General features: G+C 67.7%; 12 protein-coding genes. 8 read left to right on the forward strand and 4 right to left on the reverse strand.

Annotation, left to right across the window (positions count from 1 at the left end):
- Positions 1–123: 123 nt before the first annotated feature.
- Positions 124–330, forward strand: a complete 207-nt coding sequence (locus AC4BCK_RS16150) for a hypervirulence associated TUDOR domain-containing protein (RefSeq protein WP_104184611.1) — start codon at positions 124–126, stop codon at positions 328–330.
- Between the two features lie 5 nt (positions 331–335).
- Positions 336–1,532 carry an NAD(P)/FAD-dependent oxidoreductase gene (locus AC4BCK_RS16155; protein WP_490566191.1) on the forward strand — a complete coding sequence of 399 codons (1,197 nt, stop codon included), beginning with the start codon at positions 336–338 and terminating at the stop codon, positions 1,530–1,532.
- Between the two features lie 68 nt (positions 1,533–1,600).
- On the opposite strand, the gene AC4BCK_RS16160 is transcribed toward AC4BCK_RS16155, so the two are convergent.
- On the reverse strand, positions 1,601–2,767 hold the full coding sequence (locus AC4BCK_RS16160; RefSeq protein ID WP_310108420.1) for an acetate kinase: 1,167 nt from the start codon (positions 2,765–2,767) through the stop codon (positions 1,601–1,603).
- Positions 2,768–2,902: 135 nt separating this feature from the next.
- Here AC4BCK_RS16160 and AC4BCK_RS16165 point away from each other — a divergent pair, with 135 nt between their 5' ends.
- Complete coding sequence (locus AC4BCK_RS16165) at positions 2,903–3,208, forward strand: hypothetical protein (protein WP_310108417.1); 306 nt, start codon at positions 2,903–2,905, stop codon at positions 3,206–3,208.
- A gap of 100 nt (positions 3,209–3,308) precedes the next feature.
- Here AC4BCK_RS16165 and pta read toward each other — a convergent pair whose 3' ends face one another.
- Entirely contained in the window at positions 3,309–5,387 is a 2,079-nt protein-coding gene (gene pta / locus AC4BCK_RS16170) for a phosphate acetyltransferase (protein WP_174177951.1), read from the reverse strand.
- Positions 5,388–5,794: 407 nt separating this feature from the next.
- On the opposite strand from pta, the gene AC4BCK_RS16175 reads away from it, so the two are divergent.
- The 5 genes from AC4BCK_RS16175 to AC4BCK_RS16195 all read left to right on the forward strand — a co-directional run bounded on the left by AC4BCK_RS16175 (position 5,795) and on the right by AC4BCK_RS16195 (position 9,910).
- Positions 5,795–6,340: a hotdog fold thioesterase gene (locus AC4BCK_RS16175; protein ID WP_364407773.1), complete on the forward strand. Its 546-nt coding sequence runs from the start codon at positions 5,795–5,797 to the stop codon at positions 6,338–6,340.
- A 6-nt stretch (positions 6,341–6,346) separates the two neighbouring features.
- Positions 6,347–7,714 (forward strand): phenylacetate--CoA ligase PaaK, encoded by a 1,368-nt coding sequence (gene paaK, locus AC4BCK_RS16180; protein ID WP_174177947.1) that lies wholly within the window; start codon positions 6,347–6,349, stop codon positions 7,712–7,714.
- A gap of 67 nt (positions 7,715–7,781) precedes the next feature.
- Positions 7,782–8,399, forward strand: a complete 618-nt coding sequence (locus tag AC4BCK_RS16185; RefSeq protein ID WP_174177945.1) for a TetR/AcrR family transcriptional regulator — start codon at positions 7,782–7,784, stop codon at positions 8,397–8,399.
- Positions 8,400–8,482: 83 nt separating this feature from the next.
- A complete protein-coding gene (locus AC4BCK_RS16190) occupies positions 8,483–9,592 on the forward strand; it encodes a S1C family serine protease (protein ID WP_490566192.1) in 1,110 nt (369 codons plus the stop codon).
- Positions 9,593–9,604: 12 nt separating this feature from the next.
- Positions 9,605–9,910, forward strand: coding sequence for a hypothetical protein (locus AC4BCK_RS16195; RefSeq protein WP_174177942.1), 306 nt, complete (start codon positions 9,605–9,607; stop codon positions 9,908–9,910).
- An 84-nt stretch (positions 9,911–9,994) separates the two neighbouring features.
- On the opposite strand, the gene AC4BCK_RS16200 is transcribed toward AC4BCK_RS16195, so the two are convergent.
- Together AC4BCK_RS16200 and paaZ are read right to left on the reverse strand one after the other, a co-directional pair.
- A complete protein-coding gene (locus AC4BCK_RS16200; RefSeq protein WP_229675165.1) occupies positions 9,995–10,390 on the reverse strand; it encodes a VOC family protein in 396 nt (131 codons plus the stop codon).
- Positions 10,391–10,674: 284 nt separating this feature from the next.
- Positions 10,675–12,786, reverse strand: coding sequence for a phenylacetic acid degradation bifunctional protein PaaZ (paaZ, locus tag AC4BCK_RS16205; protein WP_363939179.1), 2,112 nt, complete (start codon positions 12,784–12,786; stop codon positions 10,675–10,677).
- Positions 12,787–12,929 lie beyond the last annotated feature (143 nt).

Below are 12,929 nucleotides of genomic sequence, written 5' to 3' on the forward strand. Positions count from 1 at the left end.
GCCGTCGTCACCCCACCTTCTAGCCGCGGCAGTACCCGGAGAAGCTAACCGTGCTTACTATTGTGGAGCACCCGTATTCCAACCGGAGACCGCCACGTCCCGGACCCCACCAAAGGAGCAGGCATGCCGCTACGCAAGGGAACGTCCGTCGAATGGAACACGTCGCAGGGCATGACCCACGGAAAGATCGTTGAGAAGAAGACCAGCGACTTTGAGCTGGACGGACACACGCACCGTGCCAGCGAGGACGAGCCGCAGTACGTGGTGGAATCCGCCAAGACCGGAGCCCGGGCCGCGCACAAGGCTTCTGCCCTGACCGAAAAGAAGTAGCGCCCGTGGCCACGCAGCATGAAGTGGTGATCATCGGCGGGGGCAACGCAGGCGTTTCCCTGGCAGCCCGCCTGGAACGCTACGGGGTCAGGGACGTGGCCGTCATCGAGCCCAAGGACCACCACCTTTACCAGCCGCTGTTCTCCCACATTGCCGGCGGCCGTGCCCAGGCCCAGGAGGCCGTCCGCTCCCAGGAATCGGTGATGCCCCAGGGCGTCACTTGGATCCGGGACGGCGCCGTGGGGGTGGACACGGACACCAATACCGTCAGCCTGGCCTCGGGCTCGTCCGTGTCCTACGGGCAGCTGGTGGTGTGCCCGGGCCTGCAGTACGACTGGGACGAGGTGCCGGGCCTTGCCGAGGCCGTGCATTCACTGCACGGGGCGTCGCACTACGAGTTCGAGCTGGCACCAAAAGCCTGGACCCTGCTGAGCGGCCTCACGTCCGGAACCGCCGTCTTCACCATGCCCGCCGGTCCCATCAAATGCGGCGGCGCCAGCCAAAAGCCCATGTACCTTGCCTGCGACTACTGGCGGGAACAGGGCGTGCTGGACCAGATCCGCGTGGTCATGGTCCAGCCCTACCCCACAGTGTTCGGGGTGCCCGAGATTGACCGGGAACTGGACCGCAAGATCGCGGAGTACGGCATTGAACTGCGGACCAACAGCGAACTGGTTTCCGTGGACCCGGCAGGCCGGAACGCCGTCATCCGGGACATCTCCACCGGCGTAGACGACACCATCCACTACGACGTACTGAACGCCGTTCCGCCGCAGTCGGCACCGGACTGGCTCAAGGCCACGGACCTGCCTGCCGCCGGGGACACGGGCGGGTTCGTGGAGGTGGACCGCCAGACGCTCCGCCACATCCGGTTCCCGAACGTGTGGTCCCTGGGGGACGCGGCCGGGACCACCAACTCAAAATCCGGCGGCGCCCTCCGGAAGCAGACCAAGGTGCTGGCCAAGAACCTGGTCGCCGCCAGGAAGGGGAAGCCGCTGCGCGCAAAGTACAACGGCTACTCCGTATGCCCGTTCACGGTGTCGCGGGACACGGTGGTGTTCGCGGAGTTCGACGACCGCTACCGGCCCATGCCCACCATTCCCCGGGTGCCTACCTGGAACGAGAGCAAGCTGTCCTGGGTGGTGGACCGGGACATCTTCCCCCAGGTCTACTGGAACCTGATCCTCAAGGGCCGGGCGTAGGCGAGAGAGCGTCCCGGGAACCCCGTCGAGTGCTCCAGTAATGCCGTTCTGGGCGCCGAAAACGGCACTTAAGGAGCAACCGATGAGGAGACGACGGCGGCCGTCGCCTCCGCGATGGCGCGCTCCTCGTCCGTGGGAACCACCAGGACGGGGATGGCGGACCCGGCCGTGGAAATGACGCGCGGATCCCTGGACCGCTCGGCGTTCAGGCCGGCGTCGAGCTCTACGCCCAGGGCGCCCAGCCGGTCCGCCACCAGCGCACGGAACTGGTGGGAGTTCTCGCCGATGCCGGCCGTGAACACGAGGGCCTTCGCCCCGCCCACGGCCACGTGGTACCCGCCGATGTACTTGGCCAGCCGGTAGGACGTGACGGCGAGCGCCGTGGCAGCCTTGGCGTCGCCTGACTCGGAGGCCTCCACCACCGAGCGCATGTCATTGTTGCCGGCCAGGCCCTTCAGCCCGGATTCGCGGTTGAGCATGGTGTCCAGGTCCTCCGGGGTCCAGCCTGCGCGGCCCAGGAACACCAGGATGGACGGGTCCAGGTCGCCCGAGCGGGTTCCCATCACCAGGCCCTCGAGCGGCGTGAAGCCCATGGACGTGTCCACGGAGTTGCCGCCGCGGATGGCCGTAACGGAGGCGCCGTTGCCCAGGTGGGCGATGACGCCGTCGAACTCTTCAACGGGCAGGTCCAGCAGCGCGGCGGCGCGGCGGGTCACGTACTCGTGCGAGGTGCCGTGGAAGCCGTAGCGGCGGATGCCGTGGTTGGTGTAGAGCTCGTCCGGGACGGCGTAGCGCCAGGCGTGCTCGGGCAGGGTGCGGTGGAACGCGGTGTCGAACACGGCAACCTGGGGCATGTCCGGCCACTTCCTGGTGATGGCACGGATCCCCAGGACGTTGGCGGGGTTGTGCAGCGGCGCCAGCGGGTTCAGGCGCTCGATGGCGCGGGTGATCTCGTTGTCTATCAGCACGGGCTCCGCGAAGCGCTCCCCGCCGTGCACCACCCGGTGCCCCACCGCGGCCAGCTCCAGGCCGCCGAGTTCCTGGTGGATGGCGGCATCCACCTGCTCCAGCGCCTCGGCGTGGTCCCGCGGGCCCTCGATCTCGCCGTCCCCGTCACCACCGTTGCCCATGCCGATCTTCTCGATCAGCCCCTCGGTCAGGACGGTCCCGGCGGCGACGTCGCGCACCTGGTACTTGAGCGAGGACGAGCCGGAGTTGATGACGAGCACGAGCATATGGGGCCTCCTGAGCCTTGCTTCTGCGGTTCAAACCCCACTATAGGCGGGCTGCGGTGGAGGTTTCTTGCGGACAGGCGAGGCGGGGGCCTAAAGTCGGCACACGAGCTGGACCACGCCCGAGAGGACACTTCCATGACGAACGAGCCGAATTCGATCGACGAGAACGACCCCACCAACACGGGATCCAGCAGCACCGCGCCTTTGAATCCGCAGGCGGATTCGGACACCGGTTCCGGTTCCGGAAAGAAGGACCCCACAGTGGTGGAAGGCGCCAACCCTGCCCTGGACGACACGGGCGCCCTGAAAGCTGAGGAAACCGGTGAGGCACCCGAAGCCCCGGAGAACACCGAGGACCTGGACCTCACCCCGCAGGGCCTGTCCGATGAGCCCGCCAAGCAGGAGGACCCGGCCAGCCTGGCGAAGCCGGACAACAGCTGACGCGGCGCTAAGCACCTCAAGACAAAGGACGACGGCGGCACCCAGGGTGGGTGCCGCCGTCGCCCTTTGTGCCGGCTGGGTTGTGTCCCGGGACGCCGGCCTAGGAGGCTGGGGCCTGGGCCTGGATGGCGGTGATGGCCACGGTGTTCACGATGTCCTCCACGGTGCAGCCGCGGGAGAGGTCGTTGACCGGCTTCCGCAGCCCCTGCAGGACGGGCCCGACGGCCACGGCCCCGGAGCTCTGCTGCACCGCCTTGTAGGTGTTGTTGCCGGTGTTGAGGTCCGGGAAGATGAACACCGTGGCCTGCCCGGCAACCGAGGAACCCGGCATTTTGGACTCCGCGATGGAGGCGTCCACGGCGGCGTCGTACTGGATGGGGCCCTCGACGGCGAGGTCCGGGCGGCGCTGGCGGACCAGTTCGGTGGCCTGCCGCACCGCGTCCACCGCTTCACCCGAGCCGGAACCGCCGGTGGAGTAGGAGAGCATCGCCACCCGCGGCTCCACGCCGAACTGCGCCGCGGTTTCCGCCGACGCCAGCGCAATGTCCGCCAGCTGCTCCACGTTGGGGTCCGGGTTCACGGCGCAGTCGCCGTACACCAGCACCCGGTCCGGCATCAGCATCAGGAACACCGAGGACACGATCTTCACGCCCTCGCGCGTCTTCACGAACTCCAGGGCGGGCCGGATGGTGTGGGCGGTGGTGTGGGCCGCGCCGGACACCATGCCGTCCACCACGCCGAGCTGGACCATCATGGTGCCGAAATAGCTCACGTCCTGCATGATCTCCAGGGCCTTGGGCAGGTCAACGCCCTTGTGCGCCCGCAGTTCCGCGTACTTTTCCGCGAACTTCTGGCGCAGGTCCGAGGTGGCCGGGTCAACGATGTTGATGCCGGACAGGTCGATGCCGCGGGCGGCCGCCAGTTCGCGGACCTCCGATTCGGGGCCGAGCACGGTGAGGTCGCAGACGTCGCGCCGGTGCAGGATCTCCGCCGCGCGCAGGATCCTCACGTCCGTTCCCTCCGGCAGGACCACGTGCCGGCGCTGCGAGCGGGCGCGCTCTATAAGGTCGTGCAGGAAGCGCAGCGGCGTCATCCGCTCGGCCCGGGGCAGGTGCAGGCGTTCCACCAGTTCGGCCTCGTCCACCCGGCGGGACCAGAGGCCCAGGGCGGACGCCACCTTGCGGCGATGCCCGGACCAGATCTCGCTGCGGACCTCAGAAACCCGGCGGGCGGTGGTGTAGGTGTCCTCCCGCGCCGCGAAGACAGGGAACGGGGCCTGCGCCAGGAGCGGATAGATGTTGGCGTCCGGCGCGAGCCCGCCGGTGAGGATGAGCGCGGAGGCCACCGGGAACTCCGGCGAGAAGGACGCAGCCAGGCACGCCACCATCACGTCCGCTCGGTCGCCGGGGACGATCACCAGGGCTCCCTCGTCCAGCACGTTCAGGAAGTTGCCCACGTTCATGGCGGCCACCTTGATGTCCTTGACGTCGCGTTCCATGTCCGGCCGCCCGGCGATCTGGCGGACGCCCAGCGCCGCTGCAACCTCGCCGGTGGTGGGCCGCGCGATGGCCTCCAGTTCGGGCAGGATGTACACGGGCCGCCTGGAGGCGCCGGGCTTCACGGCAGCGGCGATCGCATCCAGGTCCGCCGGGTCCGCCCGGTTCACCATGATGGCCAGCAGGGAGCACCGTTCCGCGGCAAGTTCCTTCCGGGCAACCTCGACGGCGGCCGCGGCCTCGGCGACGGTCCGCCCCTTGGCTCCCACCACCGCCACGATGGGGGCGGCCAGGTTGTTGGCCAGGCGGGCGTTGAGGTCGAATTCGACGGCGGAGTCCTGGCCCACCAGGTCCGTTCCCTCCACGATCACCACATCGCAGTGCCGCGAGATGTCGGCGAAGATTTCCACGCAGCGGGCGTCGATCTCGGCCCGGTTTCCCTCGGCCAGCAGGGTCCGGACTTCCTCGTGGGTGAGGCCGCCGCGGCAGCGCTCGTCCTCCAGCGCGAATCGGGATTTCATCAGTGCGACCATCGGATCGGCCGCGGCGTCCGGGCCATGGACCACGGGCTTGAAGAAGCCGATCCTGTCCGCATGCCGGTGAAGGGTGTCCGCCAGGCCCAGGGCCACGAGTGACTTGCCCGATCCGGGAGTGGTTGCGCTGACGTAGATGCCTTTGGCCATGGTCCGCCCTTTGCTGTGCTGGTGCCGGTTACTCCATCCTTGCACTTCGGCACGGGCTTTCGGCAGCGTTGGAGCCTGCCGGGCCTGTGGTGATGGGCACGGCCCGCTGTGGTGGCGGGCACGGCGGCGGTGACACTGCACATCCGGCGGGCACGGCGGCGGTGACGCTGCACATCCGCCGGGCCGGGGGCGGCCGGTGCGTGCCGCCGTCGTATGTTCCAGCCCGGTTGCTTCTCCGCACCCCTTCCGGCGCGCCGGGCACGACGGCGTGTCCCGGCTCTGGCGCACGGTCCCGCCGGAGCAAGTGGGCAGGAACGGCCCGGCCGTGACGCCCGGCCCTTGACACCGGACCCCTCCATGGGATTACCTAATGAACATTCGGTAAATAAAGCTGGAGGCAATGACGCATGGCTGAAACCACCCTTTCCGGGCCCACACACCAGATCCTGGAGAACGACTATGCCTCCGAGTGGATGGGCATTGAAGTCCTCGCCATCAGCGACGGCCACGCAACCATCCGGATGACCCTCCGGCAGGAAATGCTCAACGGCTTCGGCATGGCCCACGGCGGAATGATCTTCGCCTTCGGTGATACCGCATTCGCCCTCGCCTGCAACCCGGCCGTCCAGGCACCCGGCGAGGAAAACAGCATCACCGTGGCCTCCGGCGTCGACATCAATTTCCTCAAGCCGGCCTTCCGCGGCCAGGTGCTGACCGCGGTGGCGGACCGCCGCTCCAGCGCCGGACGCAGCGGGCTGTACGACATCCAGATTTTCGCTACGGATGCCCAGCCTGACGCTGCACCCTCCCCCGCGGGCCAGCCCACCCCGGCCCAGCCCAGTTCAGCCCAGCCCAGTTCAGCCCAGCCCAGTTCAATACCGCCCCGTTCAGCCCAGCCCGGCGAGCTCATTGCCGAGTTCCGCGGACGCAGCCGCACCATCCCCAAGAAGTAGGAAACCATGACCCTGCATGCTCCCGAAACCCCCGCCGCTGCCGCAGCAACGGCCGCAGGCACTAACGTCATCCTGGACCGCGAGGAGACCATGTCCCGCGACGAGCTCGAGGCCCTGCAGCTCAGCCGCCTGCAGCACACCGTTGCCTACGCCTACGAGCGCGTGCCCCTGTACAAGCGCAAGTTCGACGACGCCGGCATCCACCCGAACGACCTCCGGGAACTCAGCGACCTGGGCAACTTCCCCTTCACCACCAAGGATGACCTGCGCGAGGAATACCCGTTCGGCATGTTCGCCGTCCCGCAAAACCAGGTTGCCCGCGTGCACGCCAGCTCAGGCACCACGGGCCGGCCCACGGTGGTCGGGTACACCAAAAAGGACCTGGCGGACTGGGCAAAGCTGGTGGCCCGCAGCTTCCGCGCCTCCGGCATCCGCCCGGGCATGAAGGTCCACAACGCCTACGGGTATGGCCTGTTCACCGGCGGCCTGGGCGCCCACGCCGGCGCCGAAGCCCTCGGCTGCACCGTCATCCCCATCTCCGGCGGGCAGACCGAACGCCAGATCCAGCTGATCCAGGACTTCAAGCCGGACGCCATCCTGGCCACCCCCACGTACCTGCTCACCATCGCGGACGCCATGGCGCACATGGGCATCGACCCCGCCTCCACCTCGCTGAAGTACGCGGTGCTGGGCGCCGAGCCGTGGACCGAGGAAATGCGGCACGAACTTGAGGTCACCATGAACATCAAGGCCTGCGACATCTACGGGCTCTCCGAGGTCATGGGACCCGGCGTGGCCGGCGAGGCCGTGGAGACCCAGGACGGCAGCCACATCTGGGAGGACCACTTCCGCCCCGAAATCATCGACGCCTTCAACCCGGAGGTGGGCAAGGAAAACGTCCTGCGCGACGGCGAGCACGGCGAACTGGTTTTCACGTCCCTCACCAAGGAAGCGCTGCCCATCATCCGGTACCGCACCAAGGACCTCACCCGCCTGCTCCCCGGCACGGCCCGCCCCGCGCACCGCCGGATGGGACGCATCACCGGCCGCAGCGACGACATGATCATCCTCCGGGGCGTGAATGTGTTCCCGTCCCAGATCGAGGAGATTGCGCTCCGCATCCCCGAGCTCAGCCCGCACTTCCAGCTGGAGCTCACCCGGCCCGAGGGCCAGCGGATGGACCAGATGACGGTGAAGATCGAGCGCCGGGAAAGCGTCACCGTTGAGCAGTGCACGACGGCGGCGCGCGCCTTGAAGGAGCAGATCAAGATCCACGTGGGTTCTTCGTGCGCAGTCGACGTGGTGGAGCCGGGCTCGCTGGAGCGTTCCAACGGCAAGCTGCGGCGCATCTACGACCTGCGCCCCAAGGCGTAGTCATCCAGCGGTGGCGCAGGCTCCGGGCTGCGCCACCCGACCGACCGTTCGTGAGAAACTAGCCACTATGCCCAGCAGCACTGATACAGCCAGCACAGCCAAGCGCGGCCGCCCCGGATACGACCAGCAGTCGGTGCTGCGCATCGCCGTCGACGTCTTCAACCGGCATGGCTACGACGCAACGTCCATGGGTATCCTTGCGGACAACCTGGGCATCTCCAAGTCCGCCATCTACCACCACGTGCCGTCCAAGGGCGACCTCCTGAAGCTCGCCCTGGAGCACGCCCTCGGCGGACTTGAGGCCATCCTGGAAGAGCCTGCCGCCACGTCCGGCGCGGCCGATGCCCGCCTGGAGTTCGTGCTCCGGCAGACCGTGGCCGTCCTGGTGGACCGGCTGCCGTTCGTCACGCTGCTCCTGCGGCTGCGCGGGAACACGGAGATCGAGCGGGACGCCCTGGAGCGTCGGCGCACCTTCGACCACAAGGTGGCCGCACTGATCTCCGCAGCCCGCGACGAAGGCTCGCTGCGCCAGGACATCGATCCGCGGACCGTCACCAGGCTGCTGTTCGGCATGATCAACTCGATCGTGGAATGGTACAAGCCGGGCGGCTCCCTCTCCCCGGAACGGCTCGCCGACGACGTGATCACCATGGCCTTCGACGGGCTGCACTCCACCCAGCACTGAGATAGATACTAAGGGTGCTTGGTATTTTCTCCGATCCCCGGCTACGGTGGTAGAAACCAGCCAGGACCCGGAGGAGGCCGCCCATGAATACCGTCACCCGCCGGGCGCTGCCGCGTCCGGACCGCTTCCGGACCGCCGCGGGGGCAGCACTGCTCACGGCTTCCCTGGCCCTCACCGGCTGCACCGGCTCCACGCCTCCCCCGGCCCCCAGCGGCTCCTCCAGCCTCGGGCCGACGTCCACGGCCACGCCTGACGGCACAGCGGCGCCGGCCCCCGCGCCGGCCGAGGAGGGCGATATCCCCCAGCTGGTGGAGAACCTCGCACCGTCCGTGGTCACCATTTTCACGGACGGCGGCCTGGGCAGCGGCGTGGTCTACTCCGAGGACGGCCTGATCCTGACGAACGAGCATGTGGTCCGGGGCAACACCCGCGTTGAGGTGGCCTTTGCGGACGGCCAGCGGGTGGAGGGAACCGTCAGGGCAACCGACCCCGTCACGGACCTCGCACTGGTCCAGGCCAACCGAACCGGCCTGCCCAAACCCCTCTACCAGACCAACCTCCCGCGCGTCGGCGAGGGCGCCGTGGTGCTCGGCTCCCCGCTCGGCTTCGAGAACACCGCCACCGCCGGGATCATCTCCGGGCTGCACCGGTCCATTCCCGGTTCCGCCTCCAACAGCCTCTCCCTGGTGGACCTGATCCAGACCGACGCCCCCATCAGCCCGGGCAACTCCGGCGGAGCGGTCATCAATATGCGCGGTGAAATCATCGGCATCAGCGAGGCCTACATTCCCCCGTCAGCCGGGGCCGTGGCCCTCGGGTTCGCGATCCCCGCCGCCACGGCCGTGGAGGTCGCCGAGGAACTGCTGGCGGACGGCACTGCCGAGCACGCCTATCTGGGCCTCACCCCGGGGGAATTGACCCCGCAGATCGCCGGCCAATTGGGCATCGACGCACGCACCGGCGTCGTGGTCCTGGCAGTGGACGACGACGGCCCGGCGGCACGCGCGGGCATCCGCCCGGGTGACGTCCTCGAGTCCCTGGAGGGCGTGGACCTCACCGCTCCGGAGAAGCTCCTGGCGGAACTCCGGAACCGCAACCCCGGCGATACCGTAGGCTTCAAGGTCAAGCGGCAGGACCAGAGCCTTGACCTCAAGGCGGACCTCATCGCGCGGCCCACAAGTAACACCCGATAGGAAGGTAAGAAAATGAGCCACCCCAAAGACGAAGCAGACGCCGGATACATCATTCCGGACCCCTCGAAGGTCCGTGAGGACGTTCCCGGCGACGCCGGCGATGAGGCCAACGTGATCCGCTTCAGCGAAGAGCAGGCACTGATCGAGGAACAGTCTCACGGCATCCGCCCGGACACCTACAGCGTCCCCTCCGGCGGCCCTACCATGGCTGAGGCCCGGGGCAACATGGACCTCTCGGACCAGAGCGAAAGCGGGCACGGCACCGGCCGTGAGGATGACAGCAGCGACGACAGCCTGCACGGCGGCGCCGAGTCCTGACCCCGCTTCCTGCCGGAACGGCAGCAGGGGCGCCCCGGAAACCCGGGGCGCCCCTGCTGTGTTTTGGGGGAGTTCGCTGCGCCGCTAGAGTTCGTATTCGGCCTGGACCCCGAGCTTCTCGTGGACGCACAGGATGTTGTGTTCGGTGTCCATGAACCACGCGCATTTCTCCGAGTCGGTGGTGCAGATGTGGTTCTGTGTCTTCAGGTTGGGCAGATCGTAGTCCTGGAACGCGACACCCCTGGCTTCCATGTCGCGGACCGTTTTTTCGATATCCGTGACCTCGAAGCTCAGGGCTGTGTGCTCGGAGTGCTTGCCGTCCGAGACCGGCATCAACTGCAGCATGGGGCCGCCGTCGCTGCCGAGCAATTCGCTTCCGTCGTCTGTCATGCCGCGGTGCGGGAGTCCGAGCTTTTCGGTGTAGAACCTTCGGGCGCGCGCTGCATCATCGACTGGCAGGACGGTTGTGGCTGTGTTCATTCTTAGGTTCATGTGGCCACCTCCTACGGGCAGAATTTTACGCCTCCGCCCGCCAAAAAGAACCGGCCGCCTCCTTGCCCGGTCCAGCCTCAAACGCTCTCTCACTTGATGCCGCAAATCCCCAAACGCTCTCTCACTTGATGCTGATAAATCGCCAACGCTCTATCACCTACCAGGGGCGAGTGATAGAGCGTTGGCGACAAACCGGCATTAGGTGAGAGAGCGTCACGATGAAACCGGCGTCAAGTGAGAGAGCGTGCCAGGTGGGTGACTTGGCTGCGGGGCTACTTGGCGACGAGGGTAAGGACGTCGTAGGTGGCCACGATCTCGTCGTTCTGGTTGGTGAGCACCGCGTCCCAGGCCACTTCGCCGTACTCGTCGGTTTCGCGCGGGGTGATCTTCTTGGCGGTGAGCGTCACCCGGATGGAGTCGCCCGCCGCCACGGGGGTGATGAACCGCAGGTTTTCCAGCCCGTAGTTGGCCAGCACGGGACCCGGAGCCGGCTCCACGAAGAGGCCGGCACCCCAGGCCAGCAGGAGGTAGCCGTGCGCCACGATGCCCGGGAAGAACGGGTTGGCTTCCGCGGCCTCGTGGTTGGTGTGGGCGTAGAACGTGTCGCCCGTGGAGTTGGCGAACGCGGTGATGTCCTCCAGGGTGACCTGGCGCAGGTCGGACCGGACGGCGTCGCCAATCCTCAGGGTCTCCAGCGACTTCCGGAACGGGTGGGTACCTTCCGTCTCGACGGTGAAGTTGCGGTCCGCGCCCGCGTGCCACACACCCGTGACGGCGGTGAGCATGTTCGGCGAGCCCTGGATGGCGGTGCGCTGCATGTGGTGCATGACCGACCGGATGCCGCCCAGTTCCTCACCGCCGCCGGCACGTCCGGGCCCGCCGTGGACCAGGTGCGGCACGGGCGAACCGTGGCCCGTTGACGAACGGGCGTCCTCGCGGTTGAGCATCAGGACACGGCCGTGGTGCGCGGCGATGCCGGTGACCAATTCCCGGGCCACCGCGGGATCGTTGGTGCAGACCGAGGCGACCAGGGAGCCGCCGCCGCGGGCGGCGAGGCGGACGGCGTCGGGAAGGTCCTTGTACCCGATCACCGAGGACACGGGACCGAACGCCTCCAGGGAATGGACTTCCTCCGCCTCGGGGTCCTGCCAGTTCAGCAGGACAGGCGCCATGAACGCGCCGCCGCCCACCACGCCCGTGGATCCGTCCGCGGACGTGACCGACGGCGAATCGAGCGTCCCGTAGGCCAGCTCACCGCCGTTGTCCAGCATCGTCTGGACGGCCGCCCGGACATCCTTGAGTTGCTCCACCGACGCGAGCGCGCCCATGGTGACGCCGTCCGCGCGGGGGTCGCCGAGGACAACGCGCTCGGAGATCCGCTTGCCGATGGCCGCCGAGACGGCGGCAACCAGCTCCTGCGGCACGATGGCCCGGCGGATGGCGGTGCACTTCTGCCCTGCCTTCGCCGTCATCTCCGTGACCACGGACTTCACGAACGCATCGAATTCCGGGGTGCCCTCCACGGCATCCGGCCCGAGGATGGCGGCGTTGAGGGAGTCGGTCTCGGACGTGAACCGGACCCCGCCCTGCACCACGTTGGGGTGCGACTTCAGGGAGAGGGCCGTGGATGCGGAGCCGGTGAAGGCCACCAGGTCACGGTAGTCCAGGACATCCAGCAGGCCGCGGACGGAGCCGGAAATGAGCTGCAGCGAGCCCTTGGGAAGGATGTTCGATTCGACGATGGCCTTGACCACGGCGGCAGCCACGTACCCGGTGGGGGTAGCGGGCTTGACGATGGTGGGGACGCCGGCGAGGAAGGCCGGGGCGAACTTCTCCAGCATGCCCCAGACGGGGAAGTTGAAGGCGTTGATCTGCACGGCCACGCCGGGGATGCGGGTATAGATGTGTTCACCGGCGAAGGAACCGTCCTTGGACAGCACCTCCATGGGCCCGTCCACCACCACCTGGGAGTTGGGCAGCTCGCGGCGGCCCTTGGACCCGAACGTGAACAGGACGCCGATGCCGCCGTCGATGTCGATCATCGAATCCACCTTGGTGGCGCCGGTCTGGGCGGAGAAAGTGTAAAAGTGCTCGCGCCGGGCATTGAGGTACTGCGCCAGCTCCTTGAGCTTGAGGGCGCGCTGGTGGAAGGTGAACTGGCCGAGTTCCTCCTGGCCGGTGGTGCGGCCATAGTCAACGACGGCGGCCAGGTCCAGCCCCTCGGTGCTTACCTTGGCCAGGACCTCCCCCGTGCTCGCGTCCCGGACCGGCGTTGCGGAAGCTGCCGCTCCGGCGTCGGGCGTCCACCACGCATCCATGATGAAGCTGGGCACTGTCTCCACGGTGTCGACCGTGGCCTGGGGAGCTGTGGCTGTGGTGGTCATCGTTGACGGGTCCTTCCAACAAAGGGGCAGGCAAACAGGACGAGTCATTACTGACCGTCCGTTCGGTAATATATTCACCATACATGAAGTGCCATGCTGCACACTAGAAGGCCAGGACGGTATTCGGCCACCAAGAGGAGAAC

Source organism: Pseudarthrobacter sp. As-47 (assembly GCF_058215595.1).

Bases quoted from the DNA above. Each gene is read 5' to 3' on its own strand.
- AC4BCK_RS16150 (WP_104184611.1), top strand. From the start codon at position 124: ATGCCGCTACGCAAGGGAACGTCCGTCGAATGGAACACGTCGCAGGGC.
- AC4BCK_RS16160 (WP_310108420.1), bottom strand. From the start codon at position 2,767: ATGCTCGTGCTCGTCATCAACTCCGGCTCGTCCTCGCTCAAGTACCAG.
- AC4BCK_RS16165 (WP_310108417.1), top strand. From the start codon at position 2,903: ATGACGAACGAGCCGAATTCGATCGACGAGAACGACCCCACCAACACG.
- pta (WP_174177951.1), bottom strand. From the start codon at position 5,387: ATGGCCAAAGGCATCTACGTCAGCGCAACCACTCCCGGATCGGGCAAG.
- AC4BCK_RS16175 (WP_364407773.1), top strand. From the start codon at position 5,795: ATGGCTGAAACCACCCTTTCCGGGCCCACACACCAGATCCTGGAGAAC.
- paaK (WP_174177947.1), top strand. From the start codon at position 6,347: ATGACCCTGCATGCTCCCGAAACCCCCGCCGCTGCCGCAGCAACGGCC.
- AC4BCK_RS16185 (WP_174177945.1), top strand. From the start codon at position 7,782: ATGCCCAGCAGCACTGATACAGCCAGCACAGCCAAGCGCGGCCGCCCC.
- AC4BCK_RS16190 (WP_490566192.1), top strand. From the start codon at position 8,483: ATGAATACCGTCACCCGCCGGGCGCTGCCGCGTCCGGACCGCTTCCGG.
- AC4BCK_RS16195 (WP_174177942.1), top strand. From the start codon at position 9,605: ATGAGCCACCCCAAAGACGAAGCAGACGCCGGATACATCATTCCGGAC.
- AC4BCK_RS16200 (WP_229675165.1), bottom strand. From the start codon at position 10,390: ATGAACACAGCCACAACCGTCCTGCCAGTCGATGATGCAGCGCGCGCC.
- paaZ (WP_363939179.1), bottom strand. From the start codon at position 12,786: ATGACCACCACAGCCACAGCTCCCCAGGCCACGGTCGACACCGTGGAG.